The following is a 16,701-nucleotide window of genomic DNA, read 5'->3' on the forward strand; positions in this document are numbered from 1 at the left end:
GACTGGTTCTACTCTGCGCAGCGCGTGAGCGATGGTAACGGCTATCCTTTTTTTGATTGGGCTAATGCAATGGCAAAAAAAAGATAATAGTGGACAGCGCGGTCCCAGCTCTTGCCAATGTGTTGGAAAGGACACGCCCTAAATTTTTTCCTTAAAACTGAGAGATGGCATACATTTTTCTTGTAACTTTAAGAATCAAATATTAATCAAAAAATTATATCATGGGAAATAAGACAAATGGTCTTTTGGCATTGTTAGGATTGGGAGCTTTGGCTTGGTGGAAATACAAAAAAGCTTCTCCGGAAGATCAGCAAAAGGTGAAAGATACGATCAACACTGCAAAAGACAACCTGACGAAATTCGGGAATGATTTGAAAGACAAAGCTGGACAAACTGTAGATCAGCTGAAAAGTAAAGCGGATGAGCTGAAAAATGATGCTCAGCAAGCCGCAGAATAAAAATAAAAGCCGTTTCTATTGAGACGGCTTTTTTTATTTAGTGATAAGATATTGCTTCTTCGTTTTGGTTTTTGGAAGGTAAATTCATCAGAACAATTGCAAAAAGTATCAGAGCTATTCCCAACCATTGGATTAAAATGACTTCTTCATTCAGTAACATAAATGCCATTGTCACAGAAACAGGAAGTTCTAATGATGAAATGATACTTCCTAATCCTAAACCTGCATTGGGGAAGCCAAGATTGAACAAAATCGGCGGAATGATGGTTCCGAATAACGCTAATACAAATCCGTAAGTCCAGAATATTGAATAATCAAATGGTCTGATGTGTTGTGTATTCTCGGTAAAATTAAGGTAGAAAGACTTAAGTCCATCAAAATACATTGGCCCTATCTGGGCAAAGAATAGAAATAACAGGACAATAATAGAGCCGCCGCAAAGCATTGTAAAACTTTTTCTAAGAACCGGCAAATGCGTAGCTAAAGTATTGGACGTAAACATCGTCATTGTAAAAGATGCTGCAGCCAGTAATCCCCAGAAGATACCGTGCCAATCGATTTTGACATTCAGATTAATCAAATTGGTTGCTAAAACTGTTCCTAACAAAACTATGATTGTAGCAATGATTTTTCTGGCATTCGGAAACTTTTTGGTAATGAAACTTTCCACTACTACACTGAACCATACCGACTGCATCAACAATACAATCGCAATCGAAACATTGATGTATTGAACAGCAATATAGTAGAACAAACTTGTACAACCAAGTGATGTTCCTGCCAACATCAACATTCTGATTTCTTTTCGGCTGGGTGCAGATAATGGTTTTTTAGAGGTTTTGGTTTGAATGATATTCAGAATCAGCAATCCGATAATTCCAAGTATAAATTGTGCCGTTGTTACTTCTGAAGTTGTAAAACCATCGTTATACGACATTTTCACAAATGTAGCCAGCATTCCGTAAATACTAGCACCAATACCGACAAATAGAACACCTTTTAAAATATTTTTCTTTTCCATAGTTTTTTAGAGAGCCGGCGAATTTACGATTTAATATTTATTCTCCCTAAGAACTTAAATAAATATGTTTCATAAATAAAATCCATCTTTTAAAGAAAAAAGCGCTTCGGGATTCGAAACGCTTTCTTTTGTTTTAGTCTTTTATCAACTTAGTTTGTTTCTTGCTTCCGTCCTTGCTCTCAATTGTGAGAATATAGACTCCTTTTTTAAGTTCAGAAAGTCTGATTTCTTTTGATGCTATTGCGACAGTTTTGATATTTCTACCAGAAATATCAGCAATTGATACAGATTTCACTGCATCTGCATTGTCCAAATAGATTACATCTTTGAAAGGATTTGGATATACTGCTGTTTCTTTTTTAGCAATATCAGAAGTTGCCAAGAATGGCGACTGCGTTAATTTGAAATCATCTAAAATAACATTATAATCCCCCGATGTCCATTGTCCGGAAACTCTGAATTTAAAATCTGCTCCAGATGGAACCGAACTTTGAGGAATAGATCCAGACCAAGTAGTACAAGCAATTACTGAATTGAGAGTAATAGTTCCTAAAGCGGTATAATTTTGACCGCCATCAATAGAATATTCTGCTTTCAAGGTTCCATTAACAGATCCTCCAGAATAGATGTGAGTTTTGTAAGCGAAGGAAATATCAATTTTACCACCGTTGGATAATGTAGAAGAATAGGTTGTTGATCCTGCAATTCCGCCGCTCCAAAAGTTTCTTGTCAAACCATAGCTTCCAGTACAAGGCGTAAGAACTTTGCTTGGGAAAAAGCTAACATTTGTAAAACCAGCTGGCGTAGATCCTGCTTCAAAACCTTCATTCAAATTGATTTGAGCTGATGAAAAAGCGGCTGTAATGAAGCCTAAAGATAATAGAATTTTTTTCATAGGTTAATTTTATATATACTAAATTGTTTTTTTGGCTAAAAAAGCCACCTAAAAAAGGTGGCTTCATTATTTTAAAATGATTTAAGGCGATTATTTACCTTCTTCCATTTTTCTTTTCAATTCTGCTAATGCATCGATATCTCCAAGAGTTGATCTTTCTTCGTTGTTTGAAGAAGAAGCAACATTGCTTGATCTGTTAGAAGATTCTCTTACATTCTTTTTCTCCTCATCTCTGAAGATTCCTGTGTGAGAAACTACTACTCTCTTGAATTCTTTGTTGAACTCGATTACTTTGAATTGAGCTTCTTCTCCTTTTTTGATTTTAGATCCGTCTTCCTTCTCTAATAATCTTGATGGGCAGAAAGCTTCAACCTCAGCATCTTCGAATTGTACAGAAGCACCTTTATCGTGCACTTCTACAGCTTTTCCAGCGTGTACAGTTCCTTCAGCATATTTAGTTTCGAATTTATCCCAAGGATTTTCAGTCAATTGTTTGTGACCTAGAGACAATCTTCTTGCTTGAGTATCCAATTCTAATACTACAACATCTAATTTATCTCCAACTGCACAGAACTCAGATGGGTGTTTGATTTTCTTAGTCCAAGAAAGATCAGAGATGTAGATCAATCCATCGATTCCTTCTTCCAATTCTACGAAAACTCCGAAGTTTGTGAAGTTTCTTACAGTTCCAACGTGTTGAGAACCTACTGGATACTTAGCTTCGATATTTTCCCAAGGATCTTTGTTCAATTGCTTGATACCTAAAGAGATTTTTCTGTCTTCTCTATCCAAAGTAAGAACTTCTGCTTCTACTTCATCACCAACTTTTACGAAATCTCCAGCGCTTCTCAAGTGAGTAGACCAAGACATTTCAGAAACGTGGATCAATCCTTCTACACCTGGAGCGATTTCTACAAATGCACCATAGTCAGCAAGAACTACTACTTTTCCTTTTACTTTGTCACCAACTTTCAGGTCAGCAGAAAGAGCATCCCAAGGATGAGCCTCTAATTGCTTCATTCCCAATTGGATTCTTGTTTTCTCATCATCAAAATCAAGGATAACAACTTTTACAGTTTGTCCGTCTTCTAGGATTTCAGATGGGTGGTTCACTCTAGACCAAGAAAGATCTGTAATGTGGATCAATCCATCAACACCTCCAAGATCTACGAATACACCGTAAGAAGTGATGTTCTTAACAGTACCTTCAAGAACTTGTCCTTTCTCCAATTGAGCGATGATTTCTTTTTTCTGACCTTCGATATCTGCTTCGATAAGCGCTTTGTGAGATACAACTACGTTTTTGAACTCTGGGTTGATTTTCACAACTTTGAACTCCATAGTTTTACCTACAAACTGATCGTAATCTTTGATTGGCTTCACGTCGATTTGAGAACCTGGCAAGAATGCTTCGATTCCGTGTACATCAACGATCATACCTCCTTTAGTTCTAGATTTTACAAAACCGTTTACGATTTCTCCAGTTTCGTGAAGTTCGTTTACTCTATCCCAAGCTTTAAGCGTTCTAGCTTTTCTGTGAGATAATTGTAATTGTCCGGTTTTGTCTTCTCTTCTGTCAACCATTACTTCAACCTCATCGCCTACTTTAAGACCTTGGTTGTAACGGAATTCGTTAAGAGAAATAACACCTTCAGATTTGAAGTTGATATCTACGATAGCTTCTTTATCAGTCAATCTTACAACTTTACCAACAATGACGTCGTTATCTGTAAGATCATTAAGAGAACCATTATAGATTTCTTCCAATTCTTTCTTTTCGCTTCTGTCTTCTGCGTTAAGACCTGACTCGAAAGAATCCCAATCAAATTGTTCTGGTGCTACGTTTTGGTTCAAAAGAACCTCTGCTGAATTTGTCTCTTTTGACATTTTCTAATAAAATTTGTATTCCTATTTACTCAGACTTTGGCTTTGCTGTGACTCCTGAAAAATACGGAAGATGTTAATTGTTAATGTTTTACTTCGCCCAAAGTGCGTTCACAAAAGCGGTGCAAAATTAAGCAAAATATTTGAACCTAGCAATAATTTTAAAGAAGTTGAAGTTAATTATAATCAATTGAAAATCAAATCATAATATTCAATTAATAGAAAACACCTTATGAGCAGTGATGATTAGTTTAATAACTCACACACAATAGCGATTTATTTAACTTTTAATAATAATTCAGAAAACAATCGTTTGTAAAAATGACTATTTAAATATCTGTATTTTTTATAAAAAAAAGGCTAAACTATTTAAATCAAAAAACATTAAATAATTAAATTTCAACAATTTAAAAAAGTCAAACAAATACCTTTTTAATCAACAGTTTAACATAAAAATAAAACTAAAACCCAAGTTAAATTTATCAACACATAAATACAAATTAAATAAAAAAAATCACAAATAAATATTAAATTTTCATTATATTTGAGTTACAACCGTTGAAAAAAAATAAACCTATGAAACCAAAATTAATTATTTTTGATGAACCTCTATTTTATACAGAAGGACTCTCCAAACTGCTTACAGAAGGCGATATTTTCAGCAATGTAAGCATTTGTACCTCAACAGAAACACTTTACGAATGTATCAAAAATAGACCACCAGATTTTATTTTGTTAGGCGCTAACTCTCTCGTATTGACAGAAATGTATGTTTTAGTAGAAAATTTGGTTAACGAATACAAAGACATAAAAATTATTACTATTGGTAATTTTTATGAAGTTTCAAAAATCAGAAAGCTTTTTGAGAAAGGAATCAAAAGTTATCTGGACACCAATTGTTGCTATGATGAATTTGTGAAATCTATTGAAGCGCTTAGTTCAGATCTTATTTACATTTGTGATTTTGCAAAAGAAAGAATGATGAACTTCATAAGTCACAAGCAGAATAACCAGAAAGATCACGCAGATTGTCTGACTAAAAGAGAAATGGAAGTTCTAAAACTGATTTGTGATGGACTAAGTAGCAAACAAATTTGTGAAAAACTTTTTATCAGTATCAATACAGTAGAAACGCACCGTAAAAAAATCCTCCTAAAACTGAATGTGAAAAATTCCGCAGGTGTTGTAAAATATGCTATCGAAAACCATATTATAGAATAATACAAAAAAAAAGAATTTCAAACACCTTGTAAAGATTAGAAATTCTTTCCTACCACAAAAGTTTGCAATATATTTTTGACTTATTTCAAATTAATCTTTCTGATTATTTTTTTTCTTCACTTTTACTTTTTATTGTTGTCTCTTATGATATAATCATTCATAATCAGGCATTTCCGCATTACTGAACAACGAAGTTCTTTCTAAATCGGTTCCGGAATTATTAATATCAATCGTTTCTACATTTCTCTGTGAAATACCATCGTTCGAAGTATTCGTAAAAATAATTTGTGCATTATTTGGCGAGAATCTTGGATCAACATCGTTGGTTCCGTTTGGTTTTTCACTTTCTGTAGAAATATCTCTCACAGTATTATCCATCAAATTATAAATAAAAATATGAGAATCCAATTGTCTGTAATTACCATCCTGATAACCTGAAACATCGTGTGTATAAACCAGATAATTACCATCAATAGAAAAATCCAAACCTCCGCTTCCTCCCGCAACTCCTGCTAGAACTGTTTTCATAACATTCCCCAACATATCTATTATATAAATCTTGGTATTATAACCATTGAAATCATTAGTTTTAAGCGCAATCTTACTTCCATCATAGCTCCAATCACATTCCGAAATCAAACTACCGTCTGGAGTTGTATAGATTAATTCTTGTCCGCTACCATCTTTGTTGATTCTGTAGAGTTTATCAAAATTGGCATAAATCAATTCTTTACCATTAGTTTTCCAAGTGAAATCTAATTCATAGCTATTAAATCCTCCAAGAGGAACACTTGTAACTTTGAAAACATCAGAACCATCTGGTTTAGCTGTAAAAATATGTGTACTTCCTCCTTCTGTTCTTAGAAAAGCAATAAGTCCTGCATTATTATTTTTTCTTGGTCGCCAACTATTATTTGCAAGCGCGGTAAATTGGAAGCTATCTCCCCCATCATTACTGGAAACGATGTAAAGATTTCCCGATTGCTTTCTTACATAATGGAATCTATTCGCAGGAATAGTGTTGGTTGTAAATTTACTTACTGCACTTAAAACCTCAGGATGAATATTATCGGAAACAGCAACTTGCCAAAAATAACTCACTCCGAATTTGAGATCTTTCAAAGTATAATGTTTATCCAATAAATCCTTAACCTCCAGAACATCTGTATTAAGATTATTCTTAACAATCAATCTATATTTAAGAACATCAAGACTGTCGGGATCTGTAGAATTCCAAGTTAGTTCAACAGAAAGTGGCTGGTTTTCTGAGTTATCTATTGGACTTAGCAGTTCCGGAATTGTTGGCGAGGAATTAAGAGACTCATCATCTTCCATTTCGAAAACAATGGTTACCAATTGATTTTGAGTTTGAAAATTAATGCTGGTAAAATTTGCTAAATAACCAGAAAGTTCAGCTTTTACAGAGTAATTACCAATAGGAATATCTGAAATTTCAAATGTACCATCAGCAGCACTGAAAACGGTTTTTGTTGTAGGATTGGTGAGGATTTTCACATTAGCCAAAGGTTCATTACTTCCTCTTTTTACAACTTTCCCTTTTAAAACTCCTGTTTGAGTTTGTTCCACCAATTCTTCATTACAAGAAAATAAAAGCAAAGAAAAGATGATGAATATTGTGTTTTTTATAATTGTTTTCATGACAGACGTTTTACTTTTTTCCGATATAAAAATTAACTCCAAATGCAAACCGAATCGCTTGATCCTTCCTTTTGCCATTCGCAAAATCATCCCAAGTATCTTTGAAACCAAGATCATACTGAGAGGAAACTCTTAATGCAAAATTTTTATCCAGGAGATATTCCAATCCTCCACCTAATTGCGCTTTGTATAAATTTGACTTTCTGGAAGACATTGTTCCTCCGCCTGCATAGATAAAAGGCGTTAATTTATACTTTGGAAGAATCATAAATTCTAAATTAATTTCAGAGACAAAATAAGTTCTGGTAAATATATTTTCATTCTGAAGCTTGAGAATATTCGCATTCAGTTCCAGATTGAGATGGTCATTGATAAAGTATTTGAATCCCATTTTTCCTCCAACATTCCAATTTGGATTTACATAATCTCCTTTGATCTGTTGTCCTTCAATATCAGCGAACAAAGCGAATTTTTGTCTGTAATTATTAGGAAATTTATTACCAATTACTTTCCCAGAATTGATTGTTTCTTCGCTATTATAATTATCAATCAAACTTTTATATTTAGCAACATCTTCAACTGCTTTTCCCCAGATTCCATCTCTTATTCCTTCTACAATTAATGATTTTACAGCTTTTTCAATAGCTTCGGTAACTGCTAATTGAACAGGTTCGTTTTGAGTAACACCAACTTCGGATTCTAAGAGTCTTTCCAAATCGATATATCGAAAGAAATTACCATTAACGCTAGTGGAAAGTATCGTTTTGGAAGTGTAAACCGTTTTCATAATCTCTCCATTGAGTGTAGAAACAGCTCTTAAATAAATTGTAATTCTATCCTGACGATATTGGGAAGAAGCTCCAATTCCAAAATATCTCGCTCCAATTCCTCCAGTCATTACATTACTATCATAAGAAATTACGCCACCTTCTAATAAAATCCCCGCATATAATAATGGAGGCAAAGACTGAGTAGATTTATCTGTTTCCTTTAGATATTCTTGTCTTGTAGATCTTATGATTTGTCTTTCATTAAGGAGATTTGCGATATTTTCTCTTTCGATTGGCAAAAACCATTTGCTATCTTCCAAGGCTTTTATCAGAATCGTTGTTGTTCCTTGAGGAACTGCTGTGCTCCAGTTGCTTCCGTTTTCCGAAGGTTTATATTGCCCCGTCTGATCTCGGAATTTATAAACTCCAATCACAATTTTTTCCTTCGGTGGTGGTAGATTTTTGAGTTCAGTTGTGTAAGATGTTATTTCACCTAAAGAAGATTTTTCACTATTGATAGGCAAATTGAATAACGTACTGCAACTTTGAAATAATGAAAGTACGAAAACACAAAGCCATTTAGTATTAATATAAGTTTTCATCAGATTTGGTTTTAATTTTTATTTCGGAATTACAATTTCTGTTTGTTCTCCGTTATTGGTATTCAAAATATTGATTAACAATCCTTGAGATGACTGTGTAACCTGCAAATACAACGAACCAAACATATAATTACCCGGAGTCAAAGGTCCACTCCCAAACTGATCTTCAAATAATTTTTGTGATAACTGACTAAGTATTTGCCTGTTAAGACTTTCCGTGAAACTGTCCATAGAATTGAGACCATCAAGAAGATTTTTGTAACTATTTTCATTATCAAATGGATTCTGTGCATTAGCCGAACTCAAAAGCCATTGATAATTAAAAGTATCGCCACCAAATGCGGGATTAATCGGTTTATAAACTAACTGTTGGGATTTCGCAAGGATTCCTCCAACAGTTAGTAAAATAAGAATAAATGCAGTTTTCATCTTGTGTGTTTTTAGAATAAGAATTCGTTATTAATAAGACTTTTTTTAATGTTGTAATCTTTGATGTACCTAAAAGTCATTACAAGTTGCTCTTTCTGATAATCCTCATTAGGATTGGTCATAAAACTGTAAATTGTTTTATCATCAATTACGATATTAATTTGTCCGTTATTTCCTCTGGAAGGTAATTCTGAGATGACAATGGTATTATTAATTTTATCCGGCATCTGGCTGTATTGGAGATAGAAAGCATCATAAAAATCCCTTCCGACTTTGGTTTTGGTTTCATCTATTGTAAGTCCATTCAATTCAAATGATTCGGTTTCTTCTGCTTTACTGAGGTTTTTTCGGAAAGAATCATCATTAATATTAAGACTATCTTTTGCAATGAGTTTTTGTGTTTGCTCATCTCGGATGTACAGGAAGGCTTTTAGTGCATCTTTATCATTTAGATTAACACTAATTTCAGAAAGTTTTTTAGTTTCATTGGGATTAATAGAGAATTTGCCGCTTTGTTTGTTGTTGGAAAGATTGCCGCTTTTTCCTTTTTTGATTGAAACCAAAAAATAATTCAGTTCCTGAAAAATGGAAGAATTATTAGTAACTGTTGCATTCAGTTTCAACTGTCCTTCTATGTCTTTGCTTTCTATTTTTGCTATAATTTTTTTCTCATCTTGCCCTTTGATTTTTAGAATAGGAAAGCAAATCGCTGTAAGAAACATTAGAATATATAAATTTTTCATCTTCAATAATTTTAGTAGTTTCTCATAAAAATGATCTTATTATCACCTTTGACGGTAAGTTTCATATTTTCAGAAATACTGTTACTGCCTGTGACATCTATAATATTATTAAACCCATGAGTTGTAATGGAAGTTTTAAGCTCTGTTTCTGTAAAAGAATTATTGTAGAAAAGTCTGTTATAATCTCCAATCTGTTGTAATATAATATTGGTTCTATCATTGAGATAAAGCTCAGCATTATTAGAATTACCAATCTGTAATGTAGAAGAATAGGATTTAGAATTTAGGTCTTGCTTAGTAATGATATCTATAACATTATTACTATTAATCTGTCCCCAGTTAATCTCCTGCGAAATAGCCGCTGTTGAAAAAAAAACAAGAACTAAATAAAATAATATGACAACTATTCTCCTCATCTTTTTTTTATAAAGTTACACTAGCAAGTAATGGCAAAAAACACGGTTAGTTGGTAAAGATTAAAAATCATGGTTTTCCGTTAGTCTTAATTCAAAAAACAAAAAATAGGAGAAACCTCAACTTCTCCTATTCTTTTTACATAATTAAAAACAAGACAACTGTAATTAGTTGGATTGATTTACAATCAGTGAGTTGCTATTACCGACTTGTAATCCCATATGGAAATGAGAATCTCCAGTTTGAGTTACGCTTGTATAGTTGCTATTACCAATTTGTGTATCCAAAGCAACGTTACCATCGCCATACTGATATTGGCTTAGATAGTTACTATTTCCAACCTGTAATCCCATTGTTGTGTTATCATCTCCATATTGGTGAGAATCTGCAACATTATCGCTACCAAACTGTAGATGAGTTGCGCTGTTATCATTACCGGATTGTAATTGATGGATGTAATTATCTGAGCCTAATTGGAAAGCATACGCTTCATTTCTTCTACCCATTTGGTCTTGCCAGATATCGTTATCTGTACCAATTTGGAGAGCAGTTGCGCTGTTTCTTCTACCATTTTGATATTGACTGATATAATTTCCAGCTCCTAATTGAGTAGCAGAAGCGTCATTTCTTCTACCGATTTGTAATTGATCCACTTCATTGAAAAGTCCAATCTGTAAAGTTTGTGCAGAGTTTCTATTACCATATTGGCTGGTAGTATTGGAGTTTCCTATACCCCATTGGTCAACATCTATAGAGTTTCTGTTTCCCATACTTAGAGCAACATTACTGTTTACCCATCCAACTTGGTCAATATCTGCATCGTTACGATTACCGTCTTGCAATAAGGCGTTGAAGTTCAAGATTCCTGTTTGATCCACTGTAGCAGTGTTAAGGTTTCCAATCTGTACACTCAAATCAATGTTAGATTGTGCAAATGTGAAGCTCACAAAAAATAGTGTGATAACTCCAAAAATAATTTTTTTCATTGTAGTAAATTTTTATTGATTAATTGTAGAACAAATGTAGAATGATAAGCAAAGCCAAAAACCACCATAAAAGTGTAAATACTAAAAATCACTATTTATAATGACAAACCAACGATGACCTTCCAAATACTTACCTTTGCAAAATGGAATTACAACCAATCTTCGAAAAACTGCAGATTCAGGATATGAATCAAATGCAGAAATCTATATACAAAGCATCCGAGAACGAAACCGACGTGGTTTTATTATCACCAACCGGTTCAGGAAAAACATTAGGATTTTTATTTCCTGTTCTTAGAAATTTGCAATCTGACGTCAAAGGAATTCAAACCTTGATTTTGGTTCCGGCAAGAGAATTGGCTTTACAAATCGAACAGGTTTTCAAATCGATGGGAACAGATTTCAAAGTTTCTATTGCTTACGGTGGACACGATAAAAAGATAGAAATCAATAATCTGATAGAAGCTCCGGCAGTTCTGATTGGGACACCTGGAAGAATTGCTTATCACTTAAAAAATAAAAATTTCAATCCGGAAACCATCAAGACTTTGGTTCTGGATGAGTTTGACAAAGCTTTGGAATTAGGTTTTCAGGAAGATATGGAATATATTATTGGTTCGCTTAATGGACTTTCTCAACGTATTTTGACTTCTGCAACTGTGATGGACAACATTCCGAAGTTTGTAGAACTCAACAACGAAAAGAAAATCAATTTCCTAAAAGAAAACGAAGCCAAACCAAATATTCAGCTGAAAAAGGTAATGACCACGCCTGAAGAAAAACTGAACACACTTTTCCAACTCGTCTGCAAAATCGGAAACAAAAGAACATTGATTTTCTGTAATCACAGAGATGCGGTGGACAGAATTTCTGAACTTCTGAGGGAAAAAGGAATCCAGCGAGAAACTTTCCACGGCGGAATGGAACAGGACGAACGAGAGCGTGCTTTACTAAAATTCAGAAATGATTCTGCGAGAATATTAATCACAACAGATTTAGCTTCGCGAGGTTTGGACATTCCAGAAGTGGAGTCCATTGTACATTATCAATTGCCACCAAAAGAAGATGCTTTCATCCACAGAAACGGTCGAACCGCAAGAATGAACGCCAAAGGTTTTGCTTATCTTATAATGACTGAGGACGAAAATTTCCCTTTCATCAAAAGCAATACGCCGGAAGAAAATGTTTCAGAAAGTCACCGCGTTCCGGAAAGAACACCAAACCAAACCATCTACATCAGTGCTGGTAAAAAAGATAAAGTCAATAAAGTTGACATTGTCGGTTATCTAATAAAAAAAGGTGGTCTTGGAAAAGATGACATTGGATTGATTGAAGTGAAAGACACGACTTCTTACGTCGCTGTCAACCGTAAAAAAACCATCGAATTGCTCAAACAATTAGCCAACGAAAAGTTAAAAGGCAAAAAGATAAAAATAGAAATCGCTTATTAATAAGCGATTTTTTTATTTGATTCCGGAGACATTCATAGGCAAAACATAAACAGAATGCGACGCTGTGATGAACAAAGTAGAGTTATTTTTTCCGCCAAAAGTCACATTGGAAGTCCATTCCTCATCAATCGGAATATAGGTTAATTTTTCGCCTTTATTATTGAAAATCGTTACACCATTTCCTGTGAGATAGAGATTTCCCTGGTTGTCCAAAGTCATTCCGTCCGAACCCATTTCGCAGAACAATTTCTTTTCAGATAATTTTCCTTTACCCCGGATATCGTAAACATAAGTTTTTCCAGCATTGATATCAGAAACATAAAGTTTCTTAAGTTTTTCAGAACCGATAATTCCATTAGGCTGAACGAAGGTTTCCAGTTTTGTAATCGTTCCGTTTTGATTTCTGTAATACAGATTTTTCTCCGGGATCTCTTCTTTGAAGTTTTTCCAATAATCTCTTTTGTACAACGGATCTGTAAAATAGATTCCTCCAAATTTATCGATCCAAAGATCATTTGGTCCGTTCAGTCTTTTACCTTCAAAACCTTTTGACAAAACCTGAATGTCTTTATTTTTATTGATTTTCCAGATCTCACCGTTGTCATCGGAACAAGTAATGAGATTATCATTTTTATCAAAATAAGTTCCGTTAGCTCGTCCTGTTTTAGCAAGAAATAATTCCAACTGATTGGTTTTCCAGTTCCAAAAATAGATCTTATCATTGGGCTGATCTGTAAAATAGACATTTCCTTCTTTATCAGAAGCCGGTCCTTCCGTAAAAGTAAATTGACTTGAAAGTAATGTCGGCGGAACGTCAAACAATTTTTCATTGGTATTTTGAACTTTGCAATTCATCAGAATCAACAAAATCGCGACATAACGAAACTTCCAAAAACTTTTCATACCATAAATAATAAAGTCGCAAGTTACAATTTGCTTAAAAGAATTAAAAATAATTATCTTTGAGAATTCGATTTTTATCAATGAAACTCAATCTTCCGGACAAACTCTACTATTCTATTGGCGAAGTTGCCAAAGCTTTTGATGTAAACACGTCCCTAATTCGCTATTGGGAACAGGAATTCCCTATCATCAAACCTAAGAAAAACAAGAAAGGAAACCGCTATTTTACACCTTCTGACATCGAGAATTTGAAGATTATTTATCATCTCGTAAAAGAAAAAGGTTATACGCTGGACGGCGCAAGAGTTGCATTAACAACCAATACAAAAATCTCTGAAACCATCACGATTATTGACAGATTGGAATTTATCAAAGCGGAACTTTTGAAGTTAAAAAACTCTTTGAACGATTAAATAAAATTATTTTTTCCAACTATTAATTTTTCGATTCATTTTTTATTTAACTTTGGTTAAAACACAAAAGATGAATCCAAAATTACCTTTCCAAATCCGGAAAAGGCAGATTTTCAGCCTTGCAATTTTCGGGATTCTTGTTATTTTTTCGCAGACTGCTTTTTCGATTTATAAGAAAAATCAGCATTATGAAAAGCCTCAAATCACTTTCATTACACCGAAAGTTGAAGAGATTATTCTGACTGAATTTAATCCAAATGATTTAGACGAAAATCAGTGGAAGAATCTTGGTTTCAATGAAAAGCAGATCAAAACGATTTTGAAATATAAAGAAGTTGTAGGCGGAAATTTCAAATCTAAGGAGCAATTCAAAAAGTGTTACGCACTTACTCCAGAGAAATATGAACAGCTGAAAAATTACATTCTTCTTCCTGAAAATAATTCTGATTTTAAAAATAATCCATTCACTTATAAACCTTATGAAAAGAAAAAGCTGAATATCAAAGGGAAATTCAATCCTGACTTGTATACTCAAAAAGATTGGGAAAACCTTGGTTTTTCTGAGAAACAATCGGCTGCTATTCTAAAATATAAAAATTATCTCGGTGGAAGTTTCATCAGCAAAGAAAAGCTGAAAGAATGTTTTATGATTAATGATGAGCAATTTTCTCAAATGTCACCTTTCTTGATTTTACCAAACAAAACTACGGAAAATCTGGCTCAGAAATTTGAGAAAAAGAAAGAGAAAGAAGTGGTGCAAATTAATCGATACTTTGACCCCAATGAATTGAATCAGGAACAATGGCAAGCATTGGGATTTTCTGAAAAACAAGCTATTTCGATTTTGAAATACCGAGACAAGATTCTGAAAGGTTCTTTCAAATCTTTGGAAGATATTCAAAAATGTTATATGATTTCACCAGAAAAATTTGAGGAAATGAAACCTTGGATTAAGCTTTCTATTCCTGATAAAGCTAAACAGACTGAAGAAAAAACTATAGTTGCAGAAAAAACTGATTTTTCAAAAATTAATCTCAATCAAATCACTTTCAAACAACTGCAGGAATTTGGATTTACCGAAAAAGATTCGGCTGGGATTTTAGCATTTAGAAAGAAATTAGGCGGTTTCATCAATAAACAGCAATTACTGGAAACATACGAAATCGACAGAGCTTTATGTGAAAAATTAATCTATGTTACAAAGCTTGATAACTCAGATGTTCCGAAATATTCTTTAACCGAAGCACCTGAAGATTGGCTGAAAAAACATCCATATTTCCGATTTTCCGCGGACAGAATTATCTTTTATAGAATTTCTTATCCTAATGATAGGAAGATCTGGAAATACTTGAAATTGAAACCCGAATATGAGGAAAAAATGAGACTTTATATTATTAATGATAAATGATAGTTGATAGTTGATAGTTGATAGTTGAAAAAATTACTCAAACGTTTTGCTAGAATCTTCTAATAATCCATTCAGTTCTTTCATTTCTTCTGCTGTTAAATCGCGCCATTTTCCGACTGGAAGATCAAGTTTGATATTCATAATCCTGATTCTTTTAAGCTTCTTTACTTCGTAATCCAGATGTTCACACATTCTTCGGATTTGTCGGTTGAGACCTTGCGTTAGAACAATTCGGAAGTTCATTGTGTCGATTTTTTCGACTTCGCATTTTTTTGTCACTGTTTCCAAAATCGGAACACCATTTCGCATTTTTTCAAGGAACTTTTCAGTGATAGGCTTATTAACTCTTACGTAATATTCTTTTTCGTGATTATTTCTAGCCCTAAGAATTTTGTTGACGATATCGCCATCTGAAGTCAGCAAAATCAAACCTTCACTCGGTTTATCCAACCTTCCGATTGGGAAAATACGTTTTGGATGGTTGATGTAATCTACGATATTATTTTTTTCACGTTTTGTATCAGTTGTACAGACGATTCCAACAGGCTTATTGAAAGCAATATAAACAAACTCCTCTTCTACTTTTTTGATGGTTTTCCCATCTACGAAAATTTCGTCCTCATCAGAAACTTTAGTTCCCAATTCTGGAACGACACCATTGATAGTAATTCTGCCTTCTTCCAAAAGTTTATCCGCTGCTCTTCTGGAACAGAATCCTACTTCTGATAGATATTTATTGATTCTTATTTTTTCCATATTCAATTTGCTGTTAGAAATTAATCATTTCTGTAAGCTGTATATTTTTTGTTGCTAAAAATAGTTGCACCAAATGATAATCCTATAAAATAAGCATTTGAAACAGGTGAATTATATCTGTAAATAAACAATCCGCCTTCCTGAATCAGATGTTTTGAAAAAGAATCTTGATAACCAAGTTTAGCACCGAAGTAGTGTGTATCATTAATGTTGGAACTGTTGAATTGCTTTCCATATTCAAATTCCATAATAAATTTTCCTTCGCTTTTTCCGAAAATAAATTTTGGCTGGACTGTCCAGTTCAAAAGATGAAGATTATCTGCTACATAATTATACTTGAGTCCAGTTCCCAAAGCAAAAAATGGAAAAATTTGATATCCACCAACAACACCAATTCCATAAGTGAAATCATTGGGAAGATAAGGTGAAACGTATTGCTGATAATACTGTGAATCCTGATTTTGATTCCTTTTTATAGAGTTCCCAAGATTGTATCCAACCTGAACATTTGGACTGATATAAAAGCCCATTGTCTTGCTTTTATTATCTTCAGATTGTCCAAAAACGACAATTGAAAGTATTAATGTTAAAGTCAGTAAAATTTTATTCATAGAGTTTTTTCGAAAATTCAAATCTTCTTAAATACAGTTTTTAAAGATTTCGTTTAAAATATTTGGCAAAAGTATGT

General features: G+C 33.5%; 17 protein-coding genes. 5 read left to right on the top strand and 12 right to left on the bottom strand.

Translation table 11 applies throughout. The features are described 5' to 3' along the window. Positions 1-221: 221 nt before the first annotated feature. Positions 222-458, top strand: coding sequence for a YtxH domain-containing protein (locus tag KI430_RS06990; RefSeq protein WP_074233415.1), 237 nt, complete (start codon positions 222-224; stop codon positions 456-458). A gap of 37 nt (positions 459-495) precedes the next feature. Here KI430_RS06990 and KI430_RS06995 read toward each other — a convergent pair whose 3' ends face one another. From KI430_RS06995 to rpsA, 3 genes are all read right to left on the bottom strand, one after another. Continuing rightward, the gene (locus KI430_RS06995; protein WP_248877533.1) at positions 496-1,479 is read right to left on the bottom strand and encodes an EamA family transporter; all 984 of its coding nucleotides are present in this window, start codon (positions 1,477-1,479) and stop codon (positions 496-498) included. 133 nt (positions 1,480-1,612) lie between these two features. Further along, a complete protein-coding gene (locus KI430_RS07000) occupies positions 1,613-2,374 on the bottom strand; it encodes a T9SS type A sorting domain-containing protein (protein WP_248877534.1) in 762 nt (253 codons plus the stop codon). Between the two features lie 90 nt (positions 2,375-2,464). Further along, a complete protein-coding gene (gene rpsA, locus KI430_RS07005; protein WP_074233411.1) occupies positions 2,465-4,261 on the bottom strand; it encodes a 30S ribosomal protein S1 in 1,797 nt (598 codons plus the stop codon). A gap of 573 nt (positions 4,262-4,834) precedes the next feature. Between rpsA and KI430_RS07010 the strand changes: the two genes are divergently transcribed. After that, on the top strand, positions 4,835-5,479 hold the full coding sequence (locus KI430_RS07010; protein WP_248877535.1) for a helix-turn-helix transcriptional regulator: 645 nt from the start codon (positions 4,835-4,837) through the stop codon (positions 5,477-5,479). 153 nt (positions 5,480-5,632) lie between these two features. Here the strand turns inward: KI430_RS07010 and KI430_RS07015 are convergent, their stop codons facing one another. From KI430_RS07015 to KI430_RS07040, 6 genes are all read right to left on the bottom strand, one after another. Beyond that, positions 5,633-7,138: a carboxypeptidase-like regulatory domain-containing protein gene (locus KI430_RS07015; RefSeq protein WP_248877536.1), complete on the bottom strand. Its 1,506-nt coding sequence runs from the start codon at positions 7,136-7,138 to the stop codon at positions 5,633-5,635. A gap of 10 nt (positions 7,139-7,148) precedes the next feature. After that, entirely contained in the window at positions 7,149-8,510 is a 1,362-nt protein-coding gene (locus KI430_RS07020; RefSeq protein WP_248877537.1) for a CsgG/HfaB family protein, read from the bottom strand. An 18-nt stretch (positions 8,511-8,528) separates the two neighbouring features. Further along, positions 8,529-8,939, bottom strand: coding sequence for a curli assembly protein CsgF (locus KI430_RS07025; RefSeq protein ID WP_248877538.1), 411 nt, complete (start codon positions 8,937-8,939; stop codon positions 8,529-8,531). A gap of 11 nt (positions 8,940-8,950) precedes the next feature. Further along, on the bottom strand, positions 8,951-9,682 hold the full coding sequence (locus KI430_RS07030; RefSeq protein ID WP_248877539.1) for a curli production assembly/transport protein CsgE: 732 nt from the start codon (positions 9,680-9,682) through the stop codon (positions 8,951-8,953). 11 nt (positions 9,683-9,693) lie between these two features. After that, the gene (locus KI430_RS07035; RefSeq protein ID WP_248877540.1) at positions 9,694-10,098 is read right to left on the bottom strand and encodes a hypothetical protein; all 405 of its coding nucleotides are present in this window, start codon (positions 10,096-10,098) and stop codon (positions 9,694-9,696) included. 165 nt (positions 10,099-10,263) lie between these two features. Continuing rightward, entirely contained in the window at positions 10,264-11,082 is an 819-nt protein-coding gene (locus KI430_RS07040; RefSeq protein WP_248877541.1) for a hypothetical protein, read from the bottom strand. 143 nt (positions 11,083-11,225) lie between these two features. Here KI430_RS07040 and KI430_RS07045 point away from each other — a divergent pair, with 143 nt between their 5' ends. Further along, the gene (locus KI430_RS07045) at positions 11,226-12,533 is read left to right on the top strand and encodes a DEAD/DEAH box helicase (RefSeq protein WP_248877542.1); all 1,308 of its coding nucleotides are present in this window, start codon (positions 11,226-11,228) and stop codon (positions 12,531-12,533) included. A 12-nt stretch (positions 12,534-12,545) separates the two neighbouring features. Here KI430_RS07045 and KI430_RS07050 read toward each other — a convergent pair whose 3' ends face one another. After that, positions 12,546-13,436: an SMP-30/gluconolactonase/LRE family protein gene (locus KI430_RS07050; protein ID WP_248877543.1), complete on the bottom strand. Its 891-nt coding sequence runs from the start codon at positions 13,434-13,436 to the stop codon at positions 12,546-12,548. An 80-nt stretch (positions 13,437-13,516) separates the two neighbouring features. Here KI430_RS07050 and KI430_RS07055 point away from each other — a divergent pair, with 80 nt between their 5' ends. Together KI430_RS07055 and KI430_RS07060 are read left to right on the top strand one after the other, a co-directional pair. Continuing rightward, positions 13,517-13,849 carry a MerR family transcriptional regulator gene (locus tag KI430_RS07055; RefSeq protein ID WP_034965019.1) on the top strand — a complete coding sequence of 111 codons (333 nt, stop codon included), beginning with the start codon at positions 13,517-13,519 and terminating at the stop codon, positions 13,847-13,849. A 70-nt stretch (positions 13,850-13,919) separates the two neighbouring features. Beyond that, complete coding sequence (locus tag KI430_RS07060; protein WP_248877544.1) at positions 13,920-15,257, top strand: helix-hairpin-helix domain-containing protein; 1,338 nt, start codon at positions 13,920-13,922, stop codon at positions 15,255-15,257. A 33-nt stretch (positions 15,258-15,290) separates the two neighbouring features. On the opposite strand, the gene rluF is transcribed toward KI430_RS07060, so the two are convergent. Continuing rightward, positions 15,291-16,013 (bottom strand): 23S rRNA pseudouridine(2604) synthase RluF, encoded by a 723-nt coding sequence (gene rluF, locus KI430_RS07065; protein ID WP_248877545.1) that lies wholly within the window; start codon positions 16,011-16,013, stop codon positions 15,291-15,293. Between the two features lie 20 nt (positions 16,014-16,033). Then, positions 16,034-16,624, bottom strand: coding sequence for a hypothetical protein (locus KI430_RS07070; RefSeq protein ID WP_248877546.1), 591 nt, complete (start codon positions 16,622-16,624; stop codon positions 16,034-16,036). Positions 16,625-16,701: the final 77 nt, after the last annotated feature.

Source organism: Epilithonimonas zeae, from assembly GCF_023278365.1.
In the GTDB taxonomy this organism is placed as follows: Bacteria; Bacteroidota; Bacteroidia; order Flavobacteriales; family Weeksellaceae; genus Epilithonimonas; species Epilithonimonas zeae_A.